The 26019-nt window shown below is 65.7% G+C and carries 23 protein-coding genes and 1 pseudogene; 18 read left to right on the forward strand and 6 right to left on the reverse strand.

The window, feature by feature from the left end; translation table 11 throughout:
* The 12 genes and pseudogenes from JNK99_RS17225 to JNK99_RS17280 form a co-directional block, all read left to right on the forward strand.
* Nucleotides 1-457, forward strand: a 457-nt coding sequence (locus JNK99_RS17225) for a PQQ-dependent sugar dehydrogenase (RefSeq protein ID WP_291855614.1), incomplete at its 5' end; no start/stop codon positions are given.
* Nucleotides 454-816 (forward strand): YkgJ family cysteine cluster protein, encoded by a 363-nt coding sequence (locus tag JNK99_RS17230; protein ID WP_291855617.1) that lies wholly within the window; start codon nt 454-456, stop codon nt 814-816. The genes JNK99_RS17225 and JNK99_RS17230, both read left to right, overlap by 4 nt.
* Nucleotides 817-884: 68 nt before the next feature.
* The gene (locus tag JNK99_RS17235; RefSeq protein WP_291855620.1) at nt 885-1679 is read left to right on the forward strand and encodes a protein-L-isoaspartate(D-aspartate) O-methyltransferase; all 795 of its coding nucleotides are present in this window, start codon (nt 885-887) and stop codon (nt 1677-1679) included.
* Entirely contained in the window at nt 1676-2950 is a 1275-nt protein-coding gene (locus tag JNK99_RS17240; RefSeq protein WP_291855623.1) for an amino acid permease, read from the forward strand. The genes JNK99_RS17235 and JNK99_RS17240 overlap by 4 nt, the downstream gene beginning before the upstream one ends.
* A gap of 466 nt (nt 2951-3416) precedes the next feature.
* Complete coding sequence (locus tag JNK99_RS17245) at nt 3417-3707, forward strand: type II toxin-antitoxin system Phd/YefM family antitoxin (RefSeq protein ID WP_291855626.1); 291 nt, start codon at nt 3417-3419, stop codon at nt 3705-3707.
* Between the two features lie 20 nt (nt 3708-3727).
* Nucleotides 3728-4114: a type II toxin-antitoxin system RelE/ParE family toxin gene (locus JNK99_RS17250; protein WP_291855629.1), complete on the forward strand. Its 387-nt coding sequence runs from the start codon at nt 3728-3730 to the stop codon at nt 4112-4114.
* 47 nt (nt 4115-4161) lie between these two features.
* Nucleotides 4162-4452: pseudogene (locus tag JNK99_RS17255) on the forward strand (SNF2-related protein); the annotation flags it as partial.
* 309 nt (nt 4453-4761) lie between these two features.
* Nucleotides 4762-5052, forward strand: coding sequence for a nucleotidyltransferase family protein (locus tag JNK99_RS17260; protein WP_291855697.1), 291 nt, complete (start codon nt 4762-4764; stop codon nt 5050-5052).
* Nucleotides 5045-5398 carry a DUF86 domain-containing protein gene (locus tag JNK99_RS17265; protein ID WP_291855632.1) on the forward strand — a complete coding sequence of 118 codons (354 nt, stop codon included), beginning with the start codon at nt 5045-5047 and terminating at the stop codon, nt 5396-5398. Before JNK99_RS17260 ends, JNK99_RS17265 begins: the two co-directional genes overlap by 8 nt.
* Nucleotides 5395-6669 carry a DUF2130 domain-containing protein gene (locus tag JNK99_RS17270; RefSeq protein WP_291855635.1) on the forward strand — a complete coding sequence of 425 codons (1275 nt, stop codon included), beginning with the start codon at nt 5395-5397 and terminating at the stop codon, nt 6667-6669. Before JNK99_RS17265 ends, JNK99_RS17270 begins: the two co-directional genes overlap by 4 nt.
* A 3-nt stretch (nt 6670-6672) precedes the next feature.
* A complete protein-coding gene (locus JNK99_RS17275) occupies nt 6673-8415 on the forward strand; it encodes an AAA family ATPase (RefSeq protein WP_291855638.1) in 1743 nt (580 codons plus the stop codon).
* 6 nt (nt 8416-8421) lie between these two features.
* The gene (locus JNK99_RS17280; protein ID WP_291855702.1) at nt 8422-9303 is read left to right on the forward strand and encodes a hypothetical protein; all 882 of its coding nucleotides are present in this window, start codon (nt 8422-8424) and stop codon (nt 9301-9303) included.
* 49 nt (nt 9304-9352) lie between these two features.
* Here the strand turns inward: JNK99_RS17280 and JNK99_RS17285 are convergent, their stop codons facing one another.
* The 4 genes from JNK99_RS17285 to JNK99_RS17300 are packed head-to-tail and all read right to left on the reverse strand — an operon-like array spanning nt 9353 to nt 15723.
* Complete coding sequence (locus JNK99_RS17285; RefSeq protein ID WP_291855640.1) at nt 9353-9544, reverse strand: hypothetical protein; 192 nt, start codon at nt 9542-9544, stop codon at nt 9353-9355.
* A gap of 25 nt (nt 9545-9569) precedes the next feature.
* Nucleotides 9570-12149: a site-specific DNA-methyltransferase gene (locus JNK99_RS17290; protein ID WP_291855643.1), complete on the reverse strand. Its 2580-nt coding sequence runs from the start codon at nt 12147-12149 to the stop codon at nt 9570-9572.
* Nucleotides 12146-12556 (reverse strand): type II toxin-antitoxin system VapC family toxin, encoded by a 411-nt coding sequence (locus tag JNK99_RS17295; RefSeq protein ID WP_291855646.1) that lies wholly within the window; start codon nt 12554-12556, stop codon nt 12146-12148. The genes JNK99_RS17290 and JNK99_RS17295 overlap by 4 nt, the downstream gene beginning before the upstream one ends.
* The gene (locus JNK99_RS17300; protein WP_291855649.1) at nt 12553-15723 is read right to left on the reverse strand and encodes a BPTD_3080 family restriction endonuclease; all 3171 of its coding nucleotides are present in this window, start codon (nt 15721-15723) and stop codon (nt 12553-12555) included. Before JNK99_RS17300 ends, JNK99_RS17295 begins: the two co-directional genes overlap by 4 nt.
* A gap of 682 nt (nt 15724-16405) precedes the next feature.
* Between JNK99_RS17300 and JNK99_RS17305 the strand changes: the two genes are divergently transcribed.
* The 6 genes from JNK99_RS17305 (at nt 16406) to JNK99_RS17330 (ending at nt 22346) form a co-directional block, all read left to right on the forward strand.
* On the forward strand, nt 16406-17122 hold the full coding sequence (locus JNK99_RS17305; RefSeq protein WP_291855652.1) for an NF038129 family PEP-CTERM protein: 717 nt from the start codon (nt 16406-16408) through the stop codon (nt 17120-17122).
* 42 nt (nt 17123-17164) lie between these two features.
* Nucleotides 17165-18790, forward strand: a complete 1626-nt coding sequence (locus JNK99_RS17310; protein WP_291855654.1) for a DUF4331 domain-containing protein — start codon at nt 17165-17167, stop codon at nt 18788-18790.
* 85 nt (nt 18791-18875) lie between these two features.
* A complete protein-coding gene (locus tag JNK99_RS17315; protein WP_291855657.1) occupies nt 18876-20069 on the forward strand; it encodes a hypothetical protein in 1194 nt (397 codons plus the stop codon).
* An 8-nt stretch (nt 20070-20077) separates the two neighbouring features.
* Nucleotides 20078-21295 (forward strand): HupE/UreJ family protein, encoded by a 1218-nt coding sequence (locus JNK99_RS17320; RefSeq protein WP_291855660.1) that lies wholly within the window; start codon nt 20078-20080, stop codon nt 21293-21295.
* Between the two features lie 344 nt (nt 21296-21639).
* Complete coding sequence (locus tag JNK99_RS17325; RefSeq protein WP_291855663.1) at nt 21640-21933, forward strand: AbrB/MazE/SpoVT family DNA-binding domain-containing protein; 294 nt, start codon at nt 21640-21642, stop codon at nt 21931-21933.
* Between the two features lie 11 nt (nt 21934-21944).
* Entirely contained in the window at nt 21945-22346 is a 402-nt protein-coding gene (locus JNK99_RS17330; RefSeq protein ID WP_291855700.1) for a type II toxin-antitoxin system VapC family toxin, read from the forward strand.
* A 169-nt stretch (nt 22347-22515) separates the two neighbouring features.
* Here the strand turns inward: JNK99_RS17330 and JNK99_RS17335 are convergent, their stop codons facing one another.
* A complete protein-coding gene (locus JNK99_RS17335; RefSeq protein WP_291855666.1) occupies nt 22516-24930 on the reverse strand; it encodes an ATP-dependent DNA helicase in 2415 nt (804 codons plus the stop codon).
* Nucleotides 24927-25979 (reverse strand): EF-P beta-lysylation protein EpmB, encoded by a 1053-nt coding sequence (gene epmB, locus JNK99_RS17340; protein ID WP_291855669.1) that lies wholly within the window; start codon nt 25977-25979, stop codon nt 24927-24929. Before epmB ends, JNK99_RS17335 begins: the two co-directional genes overlap by 4 nt.
* Nucleotides 25980-26019 lie beyond the last annotated feature (40 nt).

Consider the following 26019-nt stretch of genomic DNA (forward strand, 5'->3'; position numbering starts at 1 on the left):
CGCGCTGCATCCGCAGACCGGCGAACTGTGGACGCACGAGCATGGCCCGCAGGGCGGCGACGAGATCAACCTGATCCGCGCCGGGGTGAACTACGGCTGGCCGGTGATCACCTACGGCAGAAACTACGGCACGGGAACGCCGATCGGCGAGGGAACGGCCAGGGCGGGCATGGCGCAGCCAGTACACCAATGGACCCCCTCGATCGCCCCCTCCGGAATGGCCTTCTACACCGGTGAGCGCTTTCCCGCCTGGCGCGGCGACCTTTTCGTCGGTGCCCTGCGCGACCGGATGCTGCTGCGCCTGAAGCTCGATGGCGAACGCGTCGTGCATCAGGAGCCGCTCCTCAAGGCCGTCATCGGACGTATTCGCGACGTGCGCAACGGCCCGGACGGCCTGCTCTATCTGCTGACCGACAGTCCGCGCGGCGTGCTGGCGCGCCTCGAACCCGTGCCATGACCCCCCGCCGCCCGGCTCCCGGCGCCGACACCGGCGACTTCGACTGCCGCGCCTGCGGCGCCTGCTGCGCGACGTACCGGGTCTCGTTCTACTGGGCCGAGGCCGCCGTTCATGGCTTGCCCGACGCACTGCTCGAACGGCTCTCTCCCTGGCACGCCTGCCTGCTCGGGACCGCTTCCGCGACCCCGCGCTGCGCGGCGCTGCAGGGCGCGATCGGCGGGCCGGTGCGGTGCACCGTCTACGCGCAGCGCCCGTCGCCCTGTCGGGAGCTGTCGCCGGGCGACGACAAGTGTCTTCGGGCGCAGCAGCGACACGGTCTGATCGACCATGGCGCCAGCCGGACGGCGGACCTATACTGAGGGACGGATGGCGCGTGGCCGGCCACTCGCCCGTCCCTGCCCGCCGCCGGCAATTCCGGGAGAAGCCGATGCCCACCAACCCTCAAGCGCCCTCGCCGCAGCCAGCCGCGGAGTCCGGCCCGGCCGGCTCCCGCCGTCTGCGGCAGGTGCTGCGCGGTGTCCTGCCGGCCTTGCTCGGCGCCGCCATCGGCGTCCCCTCCGCTGCCGCCGACGCCGACTACGGCGCGGCCCGCCAGCGCATGGTCGAACAGCAACTGGCGGCCGACCGGCGCGGCATCGGCGATCCGGCCGTGCTCAAGGCGATGGCCAGCGTACCGCGACACGAATTCGTGCCGTCCGAACTGCGGCGCCATGCCTATGAGGACAACCCGCTGCCGATCGGCTACGGGCAGACCATCTCGCAACCCTACGTGGTCGCCTTCATGACCGAGCAACTGGCGCCCAAGGCGACCGACCGGGTCCTCGAGATCGGCACCGGCTCCGGCTATCAGGCGGCCATCCTCGCCGTTCTGGTCAGCCAGGTGTACAGCATCGAGATCGTCGAGGCGCTGGCCAGACGCGCCGGGCACGATCTGACGAGACTCGGCTACCGCAACGTGCAGGTGCGGCACGGCGACGGCTACCAGGGGTGGCCCGAGGCCGCCCCCTTCGACGCGATCATCGTCACCTGCGCCCCCGACCATGTGCCGCAACCACTGGTCGATCAGCTCAAGGACGGCGGCCGGATGGTCATCCCGGTCGGCGAGTTCGGTGATCAGAACCTCTTCCTGCTCAGGAAGCGCGGCAACCGCCTCGAACGTGAGGCGATCCTGCCGGTGCGCTTCGTACCGATGACCGGTACCGCTCAGGGCGGCCAGCGGTGAGTCCCGCCGGCCCGCGCCGGCTCGGCCTGCTCTCGGCGACGACGCTGGTAGTGGCGAGCATGCTGGGTTCCGGCGTGTTCACCACCAGCGGTTTCCTGCTCGCCGACCTCAAGTCGCCATGGCTGGTCCTGCTCGCCTGGCTGATCGGCGGTCTGCTCGCCGCCTGCGGCGCCCTCTGCTACGGCGCGCTGGCGCGCCGCCTGCCCGGATCGGGCGGCGAATACTTCTTCCTGTCGCGCACCCTGCACCCGGCGGCCGGCACGATGGCCGGCTGGATCTCGATCATCGTCGGCTTCGCCGCGCCCCTTGCCGCGGCCGCGCTGGCCTTCGGCCAGTATGTCCTCGACCGGTTCCCCGGCAGCTCGCCGCAATGGCTGGGCAGCGCGCTGCTCGCTGGCTGTGCCCTGCTCCATGCGTGGCGTGTGGAAAGCGGCAGCCGTCTGCACAATCTGACGGTGCTGCTCGAGATCCTGCTGATCATCGTCTTCGCCGGCCTCGCCCTGGCCCGCCTGCCGGCCGACCCGCCGCCACCGCTGCCGGAGAGCGGTGGCGTGGCGGCCTTCGCCGTCGGCCTGATCTGGGTCTCGTTCAGCTACTCCGGCTGGAACGCCGCCGTCTACGTGGCCGGCGAAGTGCGCGATGCGCAGCGCACCCTGCCCCGCGCCCTGCTCATCGGCACCGCCCTGGTCAGCGTCCTCTACCTGGCGCTCAACGCCGCCTTCGTTTTCGCCGCGCCGGTTGCCACGCTGGCCGGCGAACTGGAGATCGGCCGCGTCGCCGCCCGGGCGCTCGGCGGCGACGCCTGGGCCGAAGCGCTGAGCGGGCTGATCGCATTGGTCCTTGCCGCCTCGGTCTCGGCAATGACCATCGCCGGCCCACGTGTCTACGCGCGCATGGCGACCGATGGCGAACTGCCGCGCCGCTTCGCGGCACGACACGGCGCGCCGCGCCTGGCCATCGCCGTGCAGTGCGCCCTGGCGCTGCTCCTGTTGTGGAGCGCCAGTTTTCGCAGCCTGCTGACCTACATCGGCTTCACCCTCAACCTGTGCGCTGCGGCAACCGTCGTCGGACTGCTGCGCCTCAAGCGGCGCGAGGGCGAGCGGCTGGCCGTCGTCGGCTGGCCGCTGGTGCCGCTGACCTTCCTTGTCGGCACACTTGCCATGGCGCTGGCCGCCATCCTGCGGCAGCCGGTCGAGAGCCTCTGGGGGCTCGTCACACTGGCCCTCGCCTGGCTCTTATGGTTGGGCGGCGGCGCGCGGCGTGGCGGCTAGATCTCGCCGGGCAGCCGGCCCATGCGCCACCGGGCGCGCTCGAGCGAGCGCCAGGTAATCCTCGCGTGCGCGAATGCCGCCGACCCCGGCGGCCAACACACCGCGCATCTCCTCGAACACCTGCTGCCCGTCGAACTCGCGGAAGCTCTGTCACAGCCGGCCGAACCAGCCGGCAAAATCGCGTCAGGTGGCTTCCCGGCCTGTCGGCACGCGAATCGATTCGACGAACCCGCAGCAGGCAAGGAAGGCGGCCTCCTGCCCGGCATGCTCGAAACAGTTGGCGTAAGGCAGATCACGCGCACTTTGCGCCAGGTAGCTCGAGTGCGTGCCGGTGCCTACTCGGTGCCGGCAGCTTGAGCCACTTCCACCAGCGTCGAACCAAGTTGCCGACCGGCCTTTGAAGCCGTGCCTCCTGAGCGTATGATGTACAAAATAATGCACATCCAGTGCGGCACAGGAGGCCATCATGGGAATCGCAGCCAGCGACGTTGTTCCACTCTCGCACGCCCGCGCCAACTTCTCCGAGCTGGCCGAAGAGGTCAGGGCCGGCGCCGAGAAGATCATCACCAAGAACGGTGAAAGCTACATCGCCCTGATCGACGCGCAGCGGCTGGACTATTACCACCAACTGGAGCGCGAGCGCATTCATCTGTTGCTGATCGACGAGGCTGCCAAGGGCCTCGACGATGTTGCCGCAGGCCGCGCCAAGGACGCCCGCAGCGCGCTTGCGACCCTCAAACGCCGCCGCAGCACGTGACCAGTGCGCCAGAGACATTCGTGGCGAGAAAGCCTGCCATCAGGTTCACCGCCAACTTCGAGAAAAACCTCGAAGAGATCGAGCGCTTCCTGATCGAGGCCGAAGCGCCGCAGACCTATGATGCGCTGCTCGATGAACTGCTGGAAGCCGTCACTCCCAATCTCGAACGCTTCCCCGGCATGGGCCGACCGTTCATGCTGTGTCTGCCGCGCTCCGTCGAGACCACCAATGCCCTGGCGGCGCTATGCGCAAAGTTGTTGGCGCTGACCACCGACCCGGAGGCGCTGCGCGAATACGTGCTCAAGGATTACCTGCTGCTCTACGCGCAGATCGGCGGGGCCATCCACCTGCTGGCCATCCGGCATCAACAGCAACTGTCGTTCGACTTCGCGGGGCACTGGCGCTAACGCCACTGCACAGTACCATCCGTCATGATCGAAAAAGCCAAGATTCAATGACCTACAGCCCGCACCAGCTTGCCTGCTTTGCGCACCAACTGACCCGCCGTGCCGCGTCCAATTCGATGGACCGCATGGCCGGTGCGCTGCTGGACACGCAGGTCGACTTGAATCCGCACCAGATCGACGCGGCACTGTTCGCGACGAGCAATCCGCTGTCCAGGGGCGCCATCCTTGCCGACGAGGTCGGCCTCGGCAAAACCATCGAAGCCGGTTTGCTGATCGCGCAGAAATGGGCCGAGCGCAAACGTCGCATTCTCGTCATCACACCGGCCAACCTGCGCAAGTTGCTGGCGTCGTCGACATTCGCCATCGCCGGTGCGCTCGAAACCCTCAGCAAGCGATTGGGACAAGCCCTCGACGAGCTGGCCGACGAACTCGATGCCGTCGCCGATGGCAGCACCAAGGCGTCGACCGCCTCCGAGATCGCCGCGATCAAGGCCGAGGTCGGCGAGCTGCAATCCTTCCGCGATCTGGCCGTGCCCATCACCGAGAACGCCAAGGGCACCGCACTGCTGCAAGCCCTCAAGGTCGCCTTCAAGAAACTCGATGCTTCCCGACCCCATTCCGTTACAACAACTTGCAAGGAGGCCACGATGAACCGTTCACGCGCCATTGAACTGCTCCGTGCGTGCAAACCCATATTGGCGGACCGTTACGGAGTCGTTGATCTCGCCCTGTTTGGGTCGACGGCGCGCGATACGGCGCGCAGCGACAGCGATATCGACATTCTGGTCGCCTTCGCTGGTCCGGCAACGTCCGAACGCTATTTCGGCGTTCAGTTCTACCTGGAGGACCTGTTTGGCGTATCGGTCGATCTGGTTACCGACAAGGCCCTGCGGCGCGAACTGCGGCCTTTTGTCGAGAAGGAGGCAGTCCATGTCTGACAGCGCGGCGCGGGAGTGGAGGTTCCACCTCGATGACATGATCGGTTTCGCCGAGAAAGTGATCGCCTATAGCGACGGCCTCGATCAGGCCGGCTTTGTCGCCAGTAGCCTGAACTACGATGCCACCATGCGCAACCTGGAGCTGATTGGTGAGGCTGCGACCCACATTCCCGATGTCGTTCGCAATTCAAATCCACGGTTGCCCTGGCGGCTGATCATCGCAACCCGGAACCGGCTGATACACGGATACCTCGGGATCGACAACGATACCTTGTGGAGCATCATCCAGAGCGACGTTCCGATGCTGCTGCCCGAGCTCAAGGCACTCAGGGAGCAATCGCGATGACCGAACCGACCATCATTTGCCCGAATTGCAAGACCGAAATCCGGCTGACCGAATCGCTGGCCGCACCCTTGATCGCGGCGACGAAGAAGCAGTTCGAGCAGCAGTTGTCGCAAAAGGATGAGGAGATCGCCAGGCGCGAGCAAGGCATTCGCGACAAGGAAAAGCTGGTCGCTGAGGCCAAGCGCAATCTCGATGCGCAAGTCGCCGATCAGGTGGCGGCGCAACTCAAGTCCGAACGGGCGCGCGTGATCGAGGAAGAGTCCAGGAAAGCCAAGCAGGCGACAGCCAACGAACTGGAATCCAGGGCACGCGAACTCCTCGACCTGCAAGAAGTGCTCAAGGCCCGCGATGCCAAGCTGGCCGAGGCACAGCAGGCGCAAGCGGAACTCATCAAGAAACAGCGCGAACTGGACGACGCCAGGCGCGAACTGGAACTGACGGTTGAAAAACGCGTACAGGAAGGTCTCGGCGATGTTCGCGAAAAGGCCAGGCGTGAAGCCGAGGAAGGCCTGAAGCTGAAGGTGATGGAAAAAGACCAGACCATCGCCTCGATGCAGCAAAAAATCGAAGAACTCAAACAGAAGGCCGAACAGGGCTCACAGCAAATGCAAGGAGAAGTGCAGGAGCTTGAACTCGAAAACCTGCTGCGCGTGAAATTCCCGTTCGATACCATCGAGCCGGTGCCCAAGGGCGAATTCGGCGGCGATGTCCTGCAACGGGTTATCAGCCAAAGCGGCCAAGCGAGTGGAACGATCCTTTGGGAATCCAAGCGCACCAAGAACTGGAGCGACGGCTGGCTGACCAAGCTGCGCGAAGACCAGCGCACCGCCAAAGCGGAAATCTCCGTCATCGTCAGCCAGGTGCTGCCGAAAGGGGTTGAGTCCTTCGACGTGGTCGACGGCGTCTGGGTGGCCAGTCCGCGCGCCGCTATCCCGGTGGCGACGGTGTTGCGCCACACCCTGTTACAGGTCAGCATGGCGCGGCAGGTCTCGGAAGGGCAGCAAACCAAGACCGAAATGATTTACCAGTACCTGACCGGGCCGCGTTTCCGGCATCGCGTCGAGGCCATCGTCGAAGCGTTCTCGACCATGCAGGAAGACCTCGACAAGGAGCGCAAGGCAATCATGAAGCAATGGGCCAAGCGCGAGGAACAGATCGAGCGTGTGATGGGGGCGACCGTGGGTATGTATGGCGATCTTCAGGGCATTGCGGGAAAATCGTTACAGGAAATTGAAGGGTTGAGTTTGCCCAATTTAAGCGTAGAGGTGTAGGCTATGCTAACAAAATTATCCATCAGGAATTTCAAGCGTTTCGATTCGGTTGAAGTTGAATTAGGCAAATCGGTCGTCTTGGTTGGGCCAAACAATTCGGGCAAGACAACGGCCCTTCAGGCGCTTGCTTTGTGGGAATTGGGTTTGCGCCGCTGGTCTGAAAAAAGGAACGGAAAATCAACCGCCATTCAGCGGCAAGGCGTTGCGGTTAACCGCCGAGATTTGGCCGCGCTGCCCGTTCCGGCTGCCAATCTTCTCTGGCGAGACCTTCATGTGCGCAATGTCGAGCGACAAGCAGGAAAGCAGAAAACACAAAACGTCCGCGTCGATATCGTGGTAGATGGCGTTAGCGACGATCAAAGCTGGTCGTGCGGGCTTGAGTTTGATTATGCCAATGAGGAGTCGTTCTACTGCCGCCCGCTTCGACTCGACGATGGCAATCAGCCAGAACGGATGCCGATTCCTGAACTGGCCACCAAGACAAGAATTGCATTGTTGCCCCCGATGTCTGGCCTGGCCGACCGTGAGTTCATCAAACAACCCGGGGAAATAGGCGTCCTGATCGGTCAGGGTCAAACAGCACAGGTTCTACGCAACCTTTGCTATCGCGTATGTTGGCCAACCGAAGCCGAGATCAAGCCATCAAGCGACTGGATGGCATTAACCGGGCAATTGCAGCGTTTATTTGGAGTGAAACTTCTCGATCCAAAATTCATTGCCGAACGTAGCGAAATTGTCATGGAGTACGAGGAAAAATCAGGGACGCGCCTCGACCTGTCGTCTTCGGGCAGGGGCCTGCAGCAAACCTTGCTCATTCTTGCGCACCTCTATACCAATCCGCGCACGGTCTTGTTGCTAGATGAGCCGGATGCCCACCTTGAGGTTTTGCGTCAGCGCCAGACCTATCAACTGATCAACGATCTTGCTGAAGAGAAAGGTTCGCAGATCATTGCCGCCAGCCACTCGGAAGTTGTTCTTGCGGAAGCGGCGAACCGTGGCACCGTTGTGGCGTTTGTTGGCAAACCCCATTTGCTGAATGATCGTGGCAGCCAGGTCATGAAAGCGCTGACCGACATTGGATGGGATCAATACTATCAAGCAGAACAGACGGGGTGGGTGCTCTATGTCGAGGATTCAACCGACCTGGCAATTCTCAAGGTGTTTGCAAGAACCTTGCAGCATCCCGCGCAAATCCTGCTGGACATGCCCTTTGTGCATTACGTCGCGACCAATCTGCCGCAAAAATCACGTGATCACTTCAACGGCTTGCGTGAAGCCAAACCCGACTTGGTGGGGATTGCCCTGTTTGACCGACTTGATCGTTCGTTGCAGCCCAGCGAAAGCCTGAATGAACTCATGTGGGCAAAACGGGAAATCGAGAATTATTTCTGTACTGAGGAAGTCTTGCTGTCCTGGGCCACCCATGATCTGGCTGACGATATTTTTGGTCTGGCCGAACGTGAAACGCGACAGGCTGCAATGAGGAAGAGCATTGCCGAAGTCACGCATCTCCTGGAGGTTGACGAAAAGCGGCCTTGGGCTGACGATGTCAAAGCCACTGACGAAGTGCTGGACCGGGTATTCCGTCTCTTTTTCAAGGAAATTGGTCTACCGCTGTCGTTCCGGAAACGTGATTACCACCAGTTGGCAGGTTTTCTATCGAAAGAACAAATCGCCCCGGAGATTGCGGAGAAGCTTGACGCCATTGTCAAAACGGCTGAACGCGCCAAACCGATGGGCAAGTGACTATGCATGCCTGCGAAAACGGCGGCGGGAGAGGCCAGAAGTGACGAGACAAAAACTCGAACTGACCTGGATCGGCAAGGATGCGCGGCCGAAACTGGAGCCGCGCACCCTGTTGGCCGACCCCGAGAAGAGCCATCACGCCAAGCAGCGTGTCACCAGCGCCGACATTTTCGACAATCAACTGATCTTTGGCGACATGACCTGGCCGGGCAGTCCGTCGCGCATTTCAGGACTTACCTGCAAACCGACGACGAGCTGCACAACCTCCTCGGCAACTACGGCAAGACGATCGCCGAGAACATCCATCTGCAAATGGCGCAGCACTACCATGCAGACCTTGCGGAATCCGAAGTCGTCGTCAGTCAGGGCTTCACGCCGCTAAAAGCCTGCGCCTTTACCGCCGAGGGCGACATCCTGCCGCTGCATCAGGCCCCCGACGAGAAAGGCAAGATTGCCCAGCACGTGTATGGCGGCTTCAACAAGTGCGCCTACCCGTTGCAGAAGTTCCACTCCGACACCGAGCGTGTCCTGGCCTGTGTGCTGGAGCGCGATGCGTTGCGCTGGTTCCGGCCGGTGGCGGGCCAGTTCAACATCTACTACTGCTCCGGCGCCGCATCTGCCAGATTCGATCCCGAGTACGTGCCGGACTTCGTTGCGGCAACCGCCGACCACAACCTGATCATCGAAACCAAGGCGGCAAACAACATGGCGGCCGGCGACGTCAGGGCCAAGGCGGACGCCGCCGCAACGTGGTGCCGGAACGCCAGCGAGTATTCCAGGGCACAGGGTGGCAAGCCGTGGAAATACCTGCTGGTGCCACATGATGCGGTGGCCCATAACGCGACGCTGTCCGCGTTGGCAGGCCACTTCGCGGTGGCGGCGGCGTAATCTCTTCGTTCCCGGACCATGTCGAACCGGGCCATCTCCTGCAACGTCCTCACCCCGCGGGGGTCGGCTCTGCCCGCCCTGGGCGGTTCCCGATGACGGCGACTGGCGCGGCGTGGGCTGCGAAATCGAAGACGGCGGGGTCGAAATCGTCGCCAAGCCATTCCCTGAGCTCCTCGTGTCCCTCGTCGTCGGCGAGGGTATGCCACCAGTCGTCACCGGCGTGATCTTGAGGCGCAGACACTCGGGAGCTTTCGTCGATGGTGTGCTCATGGTTGGAGTACCTTGGTCGATTCCTCGCCAAACTGGCTGACCACGCGCACCGCCACGCGCCTGCCGGCCCGGAAGGGAATGGGATGGGAAACGAAGCCGTAGAGGCGGTCGAAGGCTGCGGCGTCGATTTCGATCTTGAGCGTGTTCTCCAGCTTCTTGCGGGTGCGCGTCTTCGCCACGTCGGACAGGCCGCGTTTCCACTTGTCGAATTCATCCTTGTCGCCGCCGCAGAAGAATACCTGCCGAACCATGAAGCTGGAGCCGTCGTAGTCGTCGTCGACCATCCAGTAAGCAATGTCGGCCACCGAGCGCGCCTTGACTTCGTCGCGGATCGGGTCGTAGAGATCGAGGCCGCGGATTTCGACGCGTACCGTGTCACCCTCCCGGGCGAGGGCGATGTCCGGCTCGCCGATGGTGACGAAGGTGGCGGCCTTCCTGTCCTTCCTGGTCAGGCCGGCCTGCAGCAAGTCGTCGTGCATGCGCACCTTGTCGACGCGGAAACTGCCGGCGCGCTGCCTCTGCACTGAATTCTCGACATCGGATTCGAAGGCGAAGCCGAGAATCAGCAGCCACTGCGCATCGCCGCGCGCGCGACAGGCCTTCACCGCGTCGTTCACCGCCTGCCGGCTGACCGGCGCGAACTGCGGGCCAAGGTGGATGTAGGCCTTCTGTTCGCCCTCGGCGGTGTCGTAATAACCTTCGGCGTGCAGCGCGCTGTCGGGCAGCGCGTCGACGCGGGCGAAGACCGCCATCTCGTTGCGCGCGCCGTTCTTCACCCCGGCGGTCTTCAGGTGCTCGAAAACGCGTTCCTGGAAAGCTTCCATCCGCTCGTGGTCGAGGCTCGCTTCCGCGACGTCCTCGGGAGCCAGCGGCTCGTAGCTCTGCAGCGTCTCGACGGTGAACGGGCCGGCGACGCGCAGCTTGCCGCGATCGACCGCCGGCTGATCGTAGAGCGTCACCTCCTCGGGCGGCTCGTCGTTGGCCAGCGAACCCAGCGTGATACGCTGCACGCTCTTGTAGAGGAAACCGTGCCGCAGATCCCAATGCTCGCGCGGCAGGCCCTTCTTCTCGTCGTGCAGCGTGTACCACGGGTAGCTGGCGGTCATCAGCCGCGTCTTGGCGATGTTCAGCGCGACGCGCGAGGTGTCGGTGGTGATCCAGCGGCGTCCCCACTGCTCGGCGACGTGCGCCGTGGTGCCGGAACCGCAGGTCGGGTCGAGAACGAGGTCGCCGGGGTCGGTGGTCATGAGCGTGCAGCGCTCTATGACTTTTGAGGACGTTTGGACTACGTAAGCCTTATCTTCGGATCGGCTGGAGAATCTGGTGTCAGGCCAATAATTCGACATGGGCTTGTAGGGAAAATCATTGAAGAAGCGGACATAACTCAGCGTCCGCCCGCGTTGTTCCACTCGCCGGCCAGCAATCAACTTTTGCATGCCGGCCACACCTGTCTTCCAGTAGCCGGTTAGCGGTCTGAAGGTATTCCCTTCAAAATCTACAGGGAAGTTTCCAGGAGGCCGTTGTGAGACGAGGTTGTCTTGCCTGTAAGCCTTTGACCCTTCCGGGAGCGATGACCAGTTGTCTGCCTCTGCGGGAGTCATCCTCCGCCTGGACCCGTCAGCAAGTTCGACGCGGTTGTATTCCAGCGTTCCCGGGTCTGAATCGGCCTTGGTTCCCCACAGCTTCCTGTATTTCAGTGACTCCTTGCGCTTGCTGTACCAAAGCAAGTAGTCGTTCGTGCTAGGCAAGAAATCTGATTCTTGAGCGCTAGTCTTTACTACAGTGATCAGCGAAACAAAATTCTCGCTCCCAAACACCTCATCCATCACGCAGCGCACCAGATGCACATTCTCGTCGCTGATCTGCACGAAGCACGAACCGCTCTCGGTCAGCAACTCCTTCGCCACCAAGAGCCGGTCGCGCAGATAGCTCAGGTAGGAGTGAATGCCGAGTTCCCAGGTGTCGCGGAAGGCCTTGATGACTTCCGGTTCGCCGGAGAGGCTGGCGTCGTCGCCGTCCTTGACGTTGCGGTCGTTGAGGCGGATCTGCCAGTTCGAGTTGTATTTGATGCCGTAGGGCGGGTCGAGGTAGATCATCTGCACCTGCCCCTTCATCCCCTCGCGCTCGAGCAGACTGGCCATGACCAGCAGGCTGTCGCCCTGGATCAGACGGTTGGCCCAGCGATCGGCGTGTCGGTAATAGCTCTGCGGCTTGTCGAGTTCGTCGATGTCCTTGTAGTTGGCGAACAGCTCATCGACGAAGAAATCGGCCTGGTGGTCGGCTTCGCGCCGCAGCGTATAGAGGCGCTGGATCAGCTTTTCCGGGGCGATGTGTTCGGTACGGTAGAGCGAGCGGATGTCGACTGCCAGATGCTCGTCGCGGTCGGCGGCGCCGTACTTCTCCAGCCAGTACAGCTCGGGGTCCTGGCCGCGCTGCGTCACCGGGTTGAGCGGCCAGGTGGCCTCGGTCTGGCGCGCCTCGGGGCTTTCCTGCTCACAGCCGGCTTCTTCCTGGCTCGGAATGCGCGTGCGTTTGGCGTTGGCGTGCTTGAGGCTGTCGATTTTCTTGTCGGTCATGGCGTGGTCCAGTCTTCGAGCGTCAGGCCGCCGACGCGGGCAAACTCGCCGGTATTGTTGGTGACCAGGGCGATGCCCAGCGTTTGCGCGTGCGCCGCGATCCACAAGTCGTTGGGACCGATGGTGCGGCCGGCACTTTCCAGCTCGCCACGGATGGCGCCGTAGCGGTCGCCGACGGCTGCACTGAGGTCCAGCACCGGTACCAGCGTCCGCAATTTCGTGATTTTCGCCAAAGTCTGGCTGCGCTCGCGGGATTTTTCGGCTCCCAGTACCAGTTCTCCCCAGGTCACTACGGACATGGCGACGTCGCCCGGCTTGAGTTCGGCCAGCTTCCTGGCCACGCCGGGGTGCCGGTTGTTCTTCAGGAAGATGCAGATATTGGTGTCGAGCAAGTAGCGCGGCTTCACTCGAATGGCTCCCTTTGTTCAAAAGCGGCGGTATCGTGCCGCCCGTCCGGGTAGAAGTCGTCTGGCAGGCTGGCAAGAAGGTCGAGAATCTCGACCAGACTGTCGGGCGCAGCGTCCACCTCTTCGACGATGCGTCGGATGGCCTGCGTCAGCGCCGGCTTGATGTTCTCGATGTCCGCAATCTCCTCGAAGTACCACGGCGGCAGCCCGAGCTTGCCGCGCGCGTTGTTGACCGCCGGCAGCCAGCGTTCGCGCACCGCCCAGCGCTTGAGTTCCTTGTCCTGATTGAAGCCGGTGATTTCGAGGATGAGCTGGGCGGTGCGCAGCTTCGGCGTGCGTAGACGGATGAGATAGTCGGGCAGGTAGGTGCGCTCCTTGCCGCCGCTGAGATAGGGAATGTGGAAGCCGAGGAAGGCGTTCTTGACGTAGCTTTCGACCGCCGGGATCTTTTCCAGCGTCCTGGCGGCGATCTGTTCCCAGGTGTCGGTGTCGGCGACGACCAGATTGACGTGGCTCTTCTTGGTTGGCCAGGTCTTGCGGCTGGTGTGGCCGAAGACGTGCCGCGTGCTGCCCTGCGGGTTGTAGTGGTTGAGGATGGGCAGCACGCGCTCGCTTTCGGCGGCCTGCGCGACGATGCCGCGATTGATGCTCTCGACGACCGGCTGCGGGTCTTCGTAGATCACCAGGCGCTTGTAGATCGGGTCGTCTTCGCCGACGACTTTGAGCTTTTCCTCGTACCAGCGCTCGACGATTTGCCTGACCTGCTGGAAGAGACGCAGATCGGCACGCTGCGCTGCGTCGCCGTGGATGCGCCACAGGTAGTCGCGCGTCAGTTGGTAAATCACCGTCTGGTCGCGCACTTCGTCGAGCTTGAGGCGGATCGTCTGGCGGTCTTCCGAGACGGCAGTGCCCAGCGTGGTCTCGACCGGCAGGCGGGTGGTGTCGAGGCGATAGTCCGGCGTGCCGGCGAAGTCGGCGGCGAGGCGGTCGCTATCGGTCTGCAGACGGTAGCCGACCAGGTTGGGGAAGCGGATTTCGAGGCTGTCGCGCTCGCGCAGCGCGCGCAAGGTGGCGTATTCGGGCGGGTCGACGGGGCTGCTCTGGCCGGCCTTGAACAGCTTGAAGGGGATGCCGATGATGTGCGCGTATTCGGGCGGGAACTTGCCGGTTTTCGGGTCGATGAAATAGTAGCGGCGGCGCAGCGCCCGGCCGGCGACCTGTTCGCAGAGGAGTTGCGAGCCAAAGGCGCGCAGGCCCATGACATGGGTGACGGTGTTGGCATCCCAGCCTTCGCTGAGCATGGCGACGGAAACGACGCAGCGAACGTGCGCACCGAGCGTGTCGGCCTTGCCGACCGTATTGACCACTTCGCGCAGCAATTCGGCGTCGGTCAGGCTGTCGACGCCGCGCTCGGGGTGGCGGAGGCGGTATTCGCGCTTGAAGCGCTCGATCTCGGGAGCGAAAACCTTCTTGAACCCTTCGTCGATCTGGCCGGAGTGTTCGAGGGCATCGCTGTCGATGAGCAGCGTCGGCGGGCGGGCCAGCGCGCGGCCGGTGTCGCGGCCGAAATTGGAGAAGAGCGGGAAACGGCCGGTGACGACGGTCGTCTGGCCGCTTTCGTCTACGCGTTCGTAGCCGGCGATTTCCTTGAACACTTCGCGCGAAACGGCGGTGTTGCCGCAGACGACGATGAACACCGGCGGTGCCGTAAACAGGTCGGCCTTCAGCTCGCCGCGGCGGCGCAGACCGCGTTCGTATTCTTCGTAATGGGTGTAGAACTGGTCGAGCGCCTGCCTGACGAGCGCCGGCAAGTTGGGAGCGGCGTCGCCGACGGAAGTTTCCTGCGCCTCGCGACGCTGCGTGCGCTGCCCCTTGCGCGGGAGTTCCGCCTTGCAGTTTTCGTAGAGGTTTTTCAGTACCGGCTCGTCGATCGCCTGGCTGCTATCGTCGATCGGCAGGAAGGGAATCTTGACCAGCCCGGCTTCGATCGCTTCGATCAGGCCGAAATCGCTGACCACCCAGGGAAACAGCGAGTAGGCCGGAAACCCCGAGCCGGAAAGGTAGTAGGGAGTCGCCGACAGGTCATACACGACACGCACTTGAAAGCGCCGGGCGCAGGCGCGCAGACCGGAGAACCAGACGGCGGCGCGTTCGTTTTCGGTTTCGGAGTTGTCGAGTTCGCTATCCCTGCCCTTGGCGCGCGGCAGATAGCAATGGTGCGCTTCGTCATTGATCACCAGCAGCCGGCGCCCAGCTTTGAAGCTGCCGAGAACGCGGCGCAGCACCTGGTTTTCGTCCTCTCGGCTTTCCACTTTCCTGCCGTCGTCGCCGAGTTTGCCGTCGAAGGGCGTGCGCTTGTTGCCGCCGAGGAGGCGCGGCAGAAACTCGTGATAGTTGGTGATGATCAGCCGATGCGCCAGTTCGCCGAGAGCGTGCCGGTAGGCTGGCGGCACCAGATAGCGCTGCCGGTAGTAATCGCCGGCGGTGGAGGGGCTGTCGCTGCGTTGATCGGGCAGCAGGACATTGAGGCGATCCCGGATGGTGATGCCGGGCGCGAGAAGCAGGAAATAATCGACGTAACGCGTGTCGTTGCGGTACTCGCGACGGTTGAGGTAGTGGTAGAGGATCAGGCAGGCCATGACCACCGTCTTGCCGCTGCCGGTCGCCATCTTGAAGGCGATGCGCGGCAGGTGGCTGGCCGGATCGTCGCTGACCGTCGCCTGGCGTTGCCGCAACTGGTTCTGGATATGGGTGCCGGTGTTCGATTTTTCGGCCACCTCGTTGAGCCAGATCGCCGCCTCGACGGCTTCCTGCTGGGCGAAGAAGAGCTTCTGGTGTGCCGCCCGTTCGGCATCGACGAACCAGTAGTGCAGCAGATCGCGGCTGACCCGGCTGGTGACGCCGGGGTAGGCGGCCTGCCGCCAGCCGCGCAGCTCGTCGCGCAGGCGGTTGATCAGGTGTTCGCCGTACTCCGCCGGGAAATCGTTGAGGTCGAACATGCTGCCCTGCCCGGGCTGGCCGATCGGCACTTGCGGCACGTCTGGCGTGAATAGCCGCCGGCCGGGACGGATGTCGCGGTAGTTCAGATTGCCCTGCGCGTCGGTGGCGTAATGCCTGGCCGGCTCGTCATAGGGTGAATTGAGGATCGGATTGTCGGCGGTGGCCATGCACGGTGAACCGGGCGGCGAAAGAGGCGAGCATTCTAACAGTCCCTCCCCGGCATCCGCACAGCCGGCAGTGGCCTGCGGGCGGCGGCAGCGAAAGCCGGACTCGCCGGCAATCAGACCTGCGGCGGGAGGACTGGCGTGCGAGGCTGTGGGGCTGGCGTGCAAGGCTCGGAAGCTTGCCGGCAAGGTTCGGAGGCCGATGCGCCAGGCTCGAAAGCCGACGTGCAAGGCCCGCAAGCCTGCACGCAAGCTTCGCCAGCCGATCTGCCAGGCTCCGAACGCCGGAGTGCAAGGCCCGGAAGCTTGCCGGCAAGGTTCGGAGGCCGATGCGCCAGGCTCGAAGGCCGACGTGCAAGGTCCGCAAGCCTGCACGCAAGCTTCGCCAGCCGATCTGCCAGGCTCTGAACGCCGGAGTGCAAGGCCCGGAAGCTTGCCGGCAAGGTTCGGAGGCCGATGCGCCAGGCTCGCAGGCCAACGTGCAAGGCCCGCAAGCCTGCACGCAAGCTTCGCCAGCCGATCTGCCAGGATCAAGGGCCGACGTGCAGGGCCCGAACGCCCTCCTGTCCGCTTCCTTGCCTGCGCGCTGCATCCGGCGGCCGTTTTGCTGCGTAAGTAGCGATACCGCCGCGTGCCCGGCACGGGGTTCCGGAAGCCCGGCTTTTTTCGAGGAGGAGGGACAGGCATGATCGATTCACCCAGACCAGACAGCATGGCGGCGCCCGGGCGTCGCCGATTCCGCGTACCGCGCGCCGCCGCCATCGCCGCGCTGAGCGGCGCGCTCCTGCTTTCCGGCCTGCCGCATGCGGCCAGCGCGGTACAGGTCAGCCTCGACACCTCGGCGCTGGCCGGAATGGCGGCGCGGCTCGAATTCGTCCTCTTCGACGGTGATTTCGCCGCCAACAATACGGTGACCATCGGGCCGATCGGCGGCGACGGCAGCACCGCTGCGCTCGAGTGCAGCTTCGGCTGCAGCGGGGGGCCGCCGTTCATCCTCGACGACGGTCCCGGCTTCGGCCAGTTCTATCAGGACCTGACGCTGGGCCAGCACCTTGGCTTCACCCTCGGCTTCAGCGGCAATTTCTCGGGCAGCGGCACGCCGGACCGTCTGGTGCTCTCGCTGCTCGACGCGGCGACCAACTTCACGCTGGTCGACACCGATCTCGATTTCGCGACCGACGCGCTGCCCTTCCAGGACGGGCTGCTGTTCGTCGATCTCGACGGCAGCGGCCGCATCCGGCCAGCGACCAGCTCGACACCGGAGCTGCCGGTCAGCATTCCCGAACCGGGTACGCTGACGCTCCTTGCACTCGGGCTGGCGCTGTCCGGCGGCCGATGCCGCCGCCGACCCGCCCCCGCCGTATCCGATGGCGGGCCAGCGGCGACCGCCAGCCGCTGCTGAACCTCGCCCGCCATCGATCCAGACCACCACGGGAGAATGAACATGACATCCTTTGCTGCCTCAAGCCGTCGCCAATGCGCCGCCCTGCTCCTGGCCACGGCCTGCACCGCGCTGCCCGGAACCGGCGCGCTCGCCGCCAACCACCGCGAGGCGCCGCTCACCGCACTCGATCAGAAGGCCGACATCACCGACTGGTTCGCCTTCGTCAGCTATGACGACCCGAGCAAGGTCACCATGATCCTCAACGTCGACCCGCTGCTCGAAGCGGCCAACGGCCCGAACTACCATCCCTTCGATCCCGAGCTGCTCTACGAGATGAAGGTGGACAACAACTTCGACGGTGACGAGGATCTCAAGGTGATCTTCCGCTTCCAGACCGAGACCCGGCTGCCCGGCGTGTTCACCGGTTTCGTCGGGGCCGGCGGCGGCATCGACACGCCGGCCAATTCGCCGGCCCCGCTGCCGCCCGGCACGCCGCTCGTGCCGGCGGCGATCAGCGCGCTCGACGGGCCCGGTTCGCAAGGGCTGAGCCTGCGCCAGAGCTACACGGTGACCATCCAGAAGAAATCCGGCAGCCTCTGGCAGACGGTCTTCTCGAGCGGCAGCCAGAAACTCCATGCCGTGCCGGGCAATGTCGGGCCGCGCACCATGCCGGACTATCCGGCGCTCGCCCGGCAGGGCATCTACCAGCTCGGCGGCGGCATCAAGGTGTTCGCCGGCACCGTCGATGACCCCTTCTACATCGACCTCGGCGCCGCCTTCGATACGCTGAATTTCCGGGCCAGCGCCTTCGCCAGCGGCGTCCCGGCGGTATTGAGCAACGACCAGGACGCGGCAGACGACCGCAACTTCGCACCCGACGCGGTGGCCGGCTACAACGTCAACGCGATCGCCATCGAACTTCCGATCACCCTGCTGACCAGCGACGGGCAGTTGCATGCGGCCAACGAGGCAAAAGCGGTGATCGGCACCTACGGCACGACCTCCCGTCCGCGCATCAAGGCCCAGCCGACCACGCCGGGCGGCAAGCCGTCGCTGTCCACCAACTTCGTGCAGATTCAGCGCATGGGCAACCCGCTGATCAACGAGCTGCTGATCGGCACCGGCGACAAGGACAAGTTCAGCATGTCCGAGCCGAAGAACGACAGCCTGTTCGCCGGCTACCTGCTCGACCCGCTGCTCGCCCGCGTCATCAACGCCGCCTACGCCGGCGGCGTGGCCATCCCGCCGCCACCGCGTCTGGACCTGCTGCCGCTGGTCACCTACCGGGCGCCGATCTGCTCCGGCTGCACGGCTGCGCAGGCCGGTCCGGTGGCCGATCTGCTGCGCCTGAATACCGGCATCCCGCCGACCAGCGCGGCGAACCGCAAGCGGCTGGGCGTGCTGGCCGGTGACTTCGGCGGTTTTCCGAACGGCCGCCGGGTCTCCGACGACGTCACCGACATCGCCGCCCGGGTGGTGGTCGGCGTGCTCAACCCGGCCTTCAACGTCTTCCCGAACAACCGCATCGGCGACGGCGTGAATGGCAACGACCAGCCGTACCAGGAGACCTTCCCCTACGTCGCCTTCGCCAACAGCGGGCGCAACAGCCGGCACCAGAACCCGGCGACCAGCGGTTGCGCGGCGCCGACCTCGCCCTTCGCGCCGCGGGACTGCCCGACCGACTGAGTGACGATCCCGCGCGCCAGCCGGAGACTGCTGCGCGCGGGCGCGCTCCGCCCCCTGCCCGCGTTTCCTGCCCGAGGAGGCCAGCATGCTGCTGCCATCACCATTTTCCAGGCTGCGCCAGCGGCTCCTGCCGGCGGCCCTGCTGCTCGCCGCGGGCCTCGCTGCGTGCCCCGTCGCGGCGGCTCCCTACCTGCCGCAGTCCGCTGCCCAGGTGCTGGAGCGACTGCCGCTGGCACCGACCGACCCGACCGCACGCGAGCTGCGCGCCCTGCGTCAGGCGCTGGCGCAGCAGCCCGGACGACTCGATCTCGCCGTACACCTGGCGCGCCGCTACAGCGAACTCGGCCGGATCAGCGGTGATCCGCGTTTTGCCGGTTACGCCCAGGCCGCACTGGCCGGCTGGTGGGAGCAGAGCGACCCGCCAGCCGAGGTGCTGCTGCTGCGCGCCACCCTGCGCCAGCGCACGCACGACTTCGACGCCGCGCTGGCCGATCTGGCGGCGCTGCTCGGGCGCAACCCGCGCGACGGCCAGGCGCGATTGACGCGGGCGACCATCCTGCAGGTGCAGGGCGCTTACGCCGCCGCGGCCAGCGAGTGCGCCGCCCTGCGCCGGCTGGCGCCGGAGCTCGTCTGGGCCGCCTGCGCCTACGGCCTGGCCAGCGTGAACGGCCAGTTGCGCGAGAGCTACGCGGCGCTCGATCGGCTGCTCGCCCGGCAGAGCGAGGCGCGCCCTGCGGTGGAAGTCTGGGTGCGCTCGCTGCTCGCCGAGATGGCGGCCCGCGCCGGGCTGAACGATGCTGCCGAGGCGCACTTCCGTGCCGGTCTGGCCATCGACCCGACCGATCACTACCTGTTGAATGCGTACGCCGACTGGCTGCTCGAGCAGCGGCGACCGTCCGAGGTGCTCGCGCTGCTGGCCGGCCAGCAGCGCACCGACGCCCTGCTGCTGCGCCACGCGCTGGCCCTGCAGCAGCTCGCCTCACCACAACTGGCCGCCAACCTCGAACAGTTGCGCGCCCGCTTTGCCGCCAGTCGCCTGCGCGGCGACCGGGTGCACCTGCGCGAGGAAGCGCGTTTCACGCTGCAACTGCTCGGTGATCGGCCGGCGGCGCTCGCCCTGGCGCGCGACAACTGGGCGGTGCAGAAGGAACTGCCCGACCTCCGGCTGCTGGTCGACAGCGCGCTCGCCGCGCGCGATGCCGCAACGCTCGCCGAAGCGCGCCAGTGGCTGCACAAGACGCGCACCGAAGACGTCGTGCTCGACCGCCTGCTGTCCTGAGAGCCGCCATGAACCTGTCCGCCATGAACCTGTCCGCCATGAACCTGTCCGCCATGAATCCATCCGCCATCGCCGACACGCCGCCCGGCCGCGGGCTGCGCCTCCTGCTCGCCCTGCTCGCCCTCCTGCTGGTCGCGCCGGCCGCGCTGGCACACAAGCCGAGCGACAGCTATCTGAGTCTGCAGACCAGCGGCCAGCAGATCACCGGCCAGTGGGACATCGCGCTGCGCGACCTCGATTACGCCATCGGGATCGACGACGACCAGGACGGCGCCATCACCTGGGGCGAGCTGCGCGCCCACCATGCCGACCTCGCCGCCTACGCGCTGGCCCGCCTGCAACTGTCGAGTGACGGACAGCCCTGCCCGACGCGCGTCGTCGAACATCTGGTCGACGATCATAGCGATGGCGCTTACGCCGTGCTGCGCCTGGCGGCGACTTGCCCGGCCGGCGCCGCCGTGCTGCCCGGCCTGAACGTCGACTACCGCCTGTTCTTCGACCTCGACGCACAGCACCGCGGTCTGCTGCGTATCGAGCACGACGGCACGACACGCAGCGTCATCTTCAGCGCCGATGCGCCGCGGCAGCACCTCGAACTGGTCGCAACGGGCGCCCTGCGCCAGTTCCTCGACTACACGGCGCACGGCGTCTGGCACATCTGGATCGGCTTCGATCATCTGCTCTTCCTCATCTCGCTGCTGCTGCCTGCCGTGCTGCTGCGCGTCGACCGGGCGTGGACCGGCGCGGCACGCTTCCGCGACGCCCTCTGGGATGTCTGCAAGGTGGTCACCGCGTTCACCGTCGCCCATTCGATCACCCTCTCGCTGGCCGCGCTCGAGGTGATCGACCTGCCCTCGCGCTGGGTCGAATCGGCGATTGCCGCCTCGGTCATCCTGGCCGCCCTGAACAACCTGCTGGTCGTCGCCGGCCCTGGCCGCTGGCTGTTCGCCTTCGCCTTCGGGCTGATTCACGGCTTCGGCTTCGCCAGCGTGCTGAGCGACCTCGGGCTGCCGCACGACTCGCTGCTGCTCGCCCTGGTCGCCTTCAACCTCGGCGTCGAACTCGGCCAACTGGCGGTGGTTGCCGTTTTCCTGCCGCTCGCCTGGAGCCTGCGCGACCAGTGGATCTACCGCCGCGGCCTGCTCGCCGGCGGTTCCCTGCTGGTCATCGCGATCGCCAGCGTCTGGCTGGTCGAGCGCGTCTTCGATCTCAAGCTGCTGGCCTGAGAAGTCGTGCAGAAATCGTCGCGAGCAGGTCGAAATGCCAGGCGCGAGCGAGTGAGTTCATTCACGACCTCCGAGCGCGAGACCATCACCCCGGAGCTGGTACGCGACCTTCATCGGCGCATCGAAGGTCCTGCCGCGCGACCGGTATCCCGACGAGGGTCCACACGGGCCACCGCATTTCTTCGAACTCGCCGGAAGCGCCCTCGTTTGCATTGCCATCGCCCATGACATCGTCTCGATGGCCAGGCCACGGGAAGCGATTGACGACTTTCAAAAAAGCAGCAGGGTTCGTGATTGCGAATATATACTGATGGATATATTCGCAATCACGAAAGGGGCAGGCCATGATCGAGACACGCGTTGCCAAGCTGTTCAGGAACGGTGCCAGTCAGGCCGTTCGACTTCCTGCCGAATTTCGCTTCGAAGGTGACGAGATCTATGTCACACGTGACGATGCGACCGGTGACGTGGTTCTGTCGACCCGGCCCGGGAGCAAAGTCTGGAGGTCGTTCTTCGAATTGTTACACGACATCGAAGTACCAGCCGGTTTCATGGCCGAACGCCCGCTGAATGTCTTGCCGCAAGAGGGTGGCGTCTTTGATGAAGCCCTCGCCACCAACGACGACGGCAGCCGCTGAGGGTGCTGGACGTGCTGTACATGCTGGATACCGACACGGCAAGTTACCTCATCAAGGGCAAGTCACCCACGATTGAAAGCCGCTTGGCGGCTCTGATGCCTTCAGCGGTCTGCATTTCCGTGATGACGCGCGCCGAACTGCAATACGGCTTGCAGCGCTTGCCGGCCGATCACCGTCTTCATCTCGCCGTCCGGCAGTTCCTGAAGATCGTCCGTGTCTTGCCATGGGACGCCGAGGCGGCGGACTGGTACGCCGGCATCCGCCATCAGCTCGTCGGCACGGGGCAGCCGATCGGCGAACTGGACATGATGATTGCCGCCCACTCACTCTCCGCCGGTGCGCTACTGGTGACCAACAACAGCCGCCATTACGAGCGGATCAACGCGCCGCTGATGCTGGAAAACTGGGCGTAGCCGCCCGCTGACCGCTCTGCTGGAGACGCACCAGCAGGCGGCGCGCAGCGAGCGATAGTGTGCGCAGGAATCCAGTCCGGCTCGTTCCTCGCGGTGCAGCAGGTCAGCGTCGCGACGGCGCAGACGCGCCAGCCTCCCCGCGCGGTGGGCCGGCCAGTGGTCGCCCGGGTCAGCCACCGCCGGCGGCCCAGAACGCCTGGACATCGGCAAGGATGGCGCTCGACACGGCCTCCTGCGGCCCGCTGGCAAACCAGTCGGCGGGGAAGCAGGCGGCGTAGTCCGGCGCGAGAAAGCGGCCGTCGAGGAAGACCAGCAGACCCCGCTCGTCGGCGCCGCGGATGACGCGGCCGGCCGCCTGCACGGCGCGCGCCATCGCCGGAAAGGTGTAGGCATAAGCCTCGCCGGAAACGCCCAGCGCATCGAAGTGGGCCCGCGCCAGTTGACGTTCGAGGTCGCAGGGCGGCAGCGGCGGACCGACGACGACGCAGCCGATCAGCGCCTCGCCGGGCAGGTCGATGCCTTCGGCCAGCGAGCCGCCCAACACTGCCAGGACGACGACGCCACGCTCGCCACGCAGGCGCTGCAGGATCGCCTCGATCTCCCCGGCCGCTGCCCGCCGCGGCTGACAGAGCAGGATGAAGCCGGGCAGATGCAGTTGTCCTGCCACCGCCTCGAGAAACTCGAAGCTGGGAAAGAAGATCAGGTAGTTGCCCTGCCGCAAGGGCAGGACGCGCTGCAGGAAATCGGCAATGCGCGGCACCTGCGCCGCGCGCCGACGGTAGCGGGTGGAAATCTGCGGCACCACCAGAACGCGCCGGTGGGCGGCCGGAAACGGTGACGCCAGCTCGAACGTCGCCGCTTCCGGCTCGCCCAGTCCGGCGAGCCGGGCATAGAAGACGAAGGGCTTGAGGGTCGCCGAGAAGAGCAGCGCGCCACCCAGTTCCGCCAGCCGCGCGCGCAGATGGGTGGACGCGTCGAGGCAGGTGATCTGCAGGCGGTCCGGCGGAACCCAGGTCAGACGGTGCGTCGGCCCCAGCGTGCGCAGGACCGTGCAGAACGCGCTCCACTGCCGATGGAGCTGCAGCAGCGGATGGTTGGCGCCGAGCGCAGCGCCCTCCGCCACCATCTGTGGCAGCAGACGGGCCAGACGCAGCTCCTCGTCGAGGAAGGCGGCGACGTCCACCGTCACCTCGCGATGCGGACCGTCCAGCGCATCGAGCAACCCCAGACAGCGCCTGAGACGAGCCTGCAGGCGACGACCCGGCGGCACGCCGCCGGCGCGCCGCCGACTCTGGCCGAGTTCCTTCAGCCAGCGCCGGTCGAGCGCCGGGCTGAACCAGTCCGCCGAGCGCGCCGGCAGATTGTGCGCCTCGTCGACCAGCAGCAGCACCCGGCCGGCTGCTTCGTCGCCGGCGAAGAAACGGTGCAGGCTGGCCTTCGGCGAGAGGGCGTAATTGTAGTCACCGATCAGCACATCCGCCGCGCGCGCCGCGTCGAGCGCCAGCTCGAAGGGACAGAGCTGATGGCGGTCGGCCACCTCGGCCACCGCCGCGCGGTCGGCGCAACCGAGCGCGACCAGTTCGGCGACGGCGCCGGAGGCGTACAGGCGGTCATAATAGCCGCGCGCCCGCGAACAGGCGTCCGGCGTGCATGTGATCTCCTCCTGCGGGCAGACCTTTTCCCTGGCGCACAGCGTCAGCGAGACCACCGGCTGCCCGGCCGCCCGCAGGCGGCGGACATAAGCCTCGGCGACGGCATGCTGGCTGTTGCGCGGCGTCGCATAAAACACCCGACCGTTGTCGCGCAGCGCCTGTGTCAGGGCCGGATGCAGCAGCGCCGCGGTCTTCCCCAGCCCGGTCGGCGCCTGCACCAGCAGCCGCTGGCCGCTGGCCAGCGCCGCGGCGGCCCGCTCGATCAGGGCTTCCTGACCGGGCCGCCGCGCGGCAAAGGGGAAAGCCAGGCGTTTGCCGATCTCCCGCCGCTCGACCGCCCGCGCCCTGTCCCGGAGGTGCTGCTGCCAATGAGCCTCGATCCGGGCCTCGACGAAGACGTCGAATTGCTCCGGAACGAAGGGCACGTCGAGCAGCGTCTCGCCGCCGTCGAGCAAGGACACCACGCGCAGTCGACAGACCAGAACCCCGCCGCCGAGCCGGTGCTGCATCCAGGCATACATGCGCAATTGCTGCGCGAAGACGTGCGCCGGGTCGAGCGCCAGTCGGCGCAGCAGGGCGGCGGGTTGCAGCGAGCACTTGATCTCCTCGACGACGCCCGGCAGCAGCACATCCAGTCGCCCGCGCACGAGCAGGGTGAAGCCCGGACGTTCGAGCGTCAGCGACAGCGGCACCTCGGCCAGCAAGGCCGGATGCTCCCGGGCCAGGCGCTTCTGGATGCGGGCGTGCCAGCGCGCCCCCTCGCGCAGCGCATGGTCATCGAGTCCGCTGGCCAAGGAGGCATCGAGACTGCCGGTCGGCTGCAGGGGCGCCACGAAATCGGTCACCGCCAGGGCCACGACGGTCGTCGCTGCCGGCTCGCGCCCGCCCGGCCCGATCGGATCGGCACGACCGCCCGCCGCCGCAGTGGTCACCCCCGCAGTTCCTTCGCTCGACCCGGCACGGGCGGCAACAACGGCACCTTGAACGGTGCCCGCGCCACCTCGCGCACGAAGCGCGGCACCAGATAGCCCGGCAGCCGCGCCAGCAGCGCCTCGCGCAGAACATGGACACGCTCGTCCGGCAAAGCGAAATGCGCCGCTCCGGCGACCTGGTCGAGCAGATGCAGGTAGTAGGGCAGTACGCCGATCTCGAACAGGCGCTCGGACAGGTCGCTCAACGCCTCGACCTGGTCGTTGACCCCGGCCAGCAGGACCGACTGGTTGAGCAGGGCGACGCCGGCGCGACGCAGGGGCTGCAGCGCCGTGGCCACCGACGCGTCGAGTTCCTGCGCGTGGTTGGCATGAATCACCAGGCTGGCACGCAGCCGGCTGCCGGCGAGCAGCGCCGGCAGGCCGCAAGTGATGCGCGCCGGGATCACCACCGGCAGGCGGCTGTGAATGCGCAGGCGGCGCACCTGCGGGATCGCCTCGATCTCGCCGATCAGCCACTGCAGGTGGCGGTCCGGAACGGCCAGCGGATCGCCCCCCGAGAGGATCACTTCGCTGATCGAGGGATCGCGGCGAATGTACTCGAAGGCCTGCGCCCACTCGCTGCGCGAGGGCTGGGTCGCAGCATAGGGAAAGTGGCGGCGGAAACAGTAGCGGCAATGGATGGCGCAATGCCCGGTGACGATCAGCAGCACGCGGCCGTGGAACTTGTGCAGCATGCCCGGCCGCTTGCCCGCTTCCGCCTCGGCCAGCGGGTCTTGCGTGAATCCCGCCGGCACCGTTCGTTCGGCCATCAGCGGCAGCACCTGCCGCAACAGCGGATCATCCGCCCGGCCCGGCCGCATGCGCGCGACGAAGGCACGCGGCACACGCAAGGCGAAGGTCTGCGCGCGGTCGATGCCGAGATCCTGGCGCGTCAGGCGGAGCAGCGCCAGCAGTTCGTCACAATCGGTGACCACCGTCTGCAGCGCCAGTTGCCAGGGCTCGCCCGGCGCGTCTTCCCCCTGCCCATTGGCCGGGCTTCGCGCTATCATGGCGCCCTTCATGGTTCTTGAACGTCTCACTAGGGAATGC

Origin of the sequence: Accumulibacter sp. (assembly GCF_016789985.1) — a bacterium.
Taxonomy (GTDB): Bacteria; Pseudomonadota; Gammaproteobacteria; order Burkholderiales; family Rhodocyclaceae; genus Accumulibacter.

What these genes read in the sequence shown, in the direction of transcription:
- JNK99_RS17230 (WP_291855617.1), top strand. Translation starts at nt 454, where the DNA reads ATGACCCCCCGCCGCCCGGCTCCCGGCGCCGACACCGGCGACTTCGAC.
- JNK99_RS17235 (WP_291855620.1), top strand. Translation starts at nt 885, where the DNA reads ATGCCCACCAACCCTCAAGCGCCCTCGCCGCAGCCAGCCGCGGAGTCC.
- JNK99_RS17245 (WP_291855626.1), top strand. Translation starts at nt 3,417, where the DNA reads ATGGGAATCGCAGCCAGCGACGTTGTTCCACTCTCGCACGCCCGCGCC.
- JNK99_RS17260 (WP_291855697.1), top strand. Translation starts at nt 4,762, where the DNA reads ATGAACCGTTCACGCGCCATTGAACTGCTCCGTGCGTGCAAACCCATA.
- JNK99_RS17265 (WP_291855632.1), top strand. Translation starts at nt 5,045, where the DNA reads ATGTCTGACAGCGCGGCGCGGGAGTGGAGGTTCCACCTCGATGACATG.
- JNK99_RS17270 (WP_291855635.1), top strand. Translation starts at nt 5,395, where the DNA reads ATGACCGAACCGACCATCATTTGCCCGAATTGCAAGACCGAAATCCGG.
- JNK99_RS17275 (WP_291855638.1), top strand. Translation starts at nt 6,673, where the DNA reads ATGCTAACAAAATTATCCATCAGGAATTTCAAGCGTTTCGATTCGGTT.
- JNK99_RS17280 (WP_291855702.1), top strand. Translation starts at nt 8,422, where the DNA reads ATGCCTGCGAAAACGGCGGCGGGAGAGGCCAGAAGTGACGAGACAAAA.
- JNK99_RS17290 (WP_291855643.1), bottom strand. Translation starts at nt 12,149, where the DNA reads ATGACCGACAAGAAAATCGACAGCCTCAAGCACGCCAACGCCAAACGC.
- JNK99_RS17300 (WP_291855649.1), bottom strand. Translation starts at nt 15,723, where the DNA reads ATGGCCACCGCCGACAATCCGATCCTCAATTCACCCTATGACGAGCCG.
- JNK99_RS17305 (WP_291855652.1), top strand. Translation starts at nt 16,406, where the DNA reads ATGATCGATTCACCCAGACCAGACAGCATGGCGGCGCCCGGGCGTCGC.
- JNK99_RS17310 (WP_291855654.1), top strand. Translation starts at nt 17,165, where the DNA reads ATGACATCCTTTGCTGCCTCAAGCCGTCGCCAATGCGCCGCCCTGCTC.
- JNK99_RS17315 (WP_291855657.1), top strand. Translation starts at nt 18,876, where the DNA reads ATGCTGCTGCCATCACCATTTTCCAGGCTGCGCCAGCGGCTCCTGCCG.
- JNK99_RS17320 (WP_291855660.1), top strand. Translation starts at nt 20,078, where the DNA reads ATGAACCTGTCCGCCATGAACCTGTCCGCCATGAACCTGTCCGCCATG.
- JNK99_RS17325 (WP_291855663.1), top strand. Translation starts at nt 21,640, where the DNA reads ATGATCGAGACACGCGTTGCCAAGCTGTTCAGGAACGGTGCCAGTCAG.
- epmB (WP_291855669.1), bottom strand. Translation starts at nt 25,979, where the DNA reads ATGATAGCGCGAAGCCCGGCCAATGGGCAGGGGGAAGACGCGCCGGGC.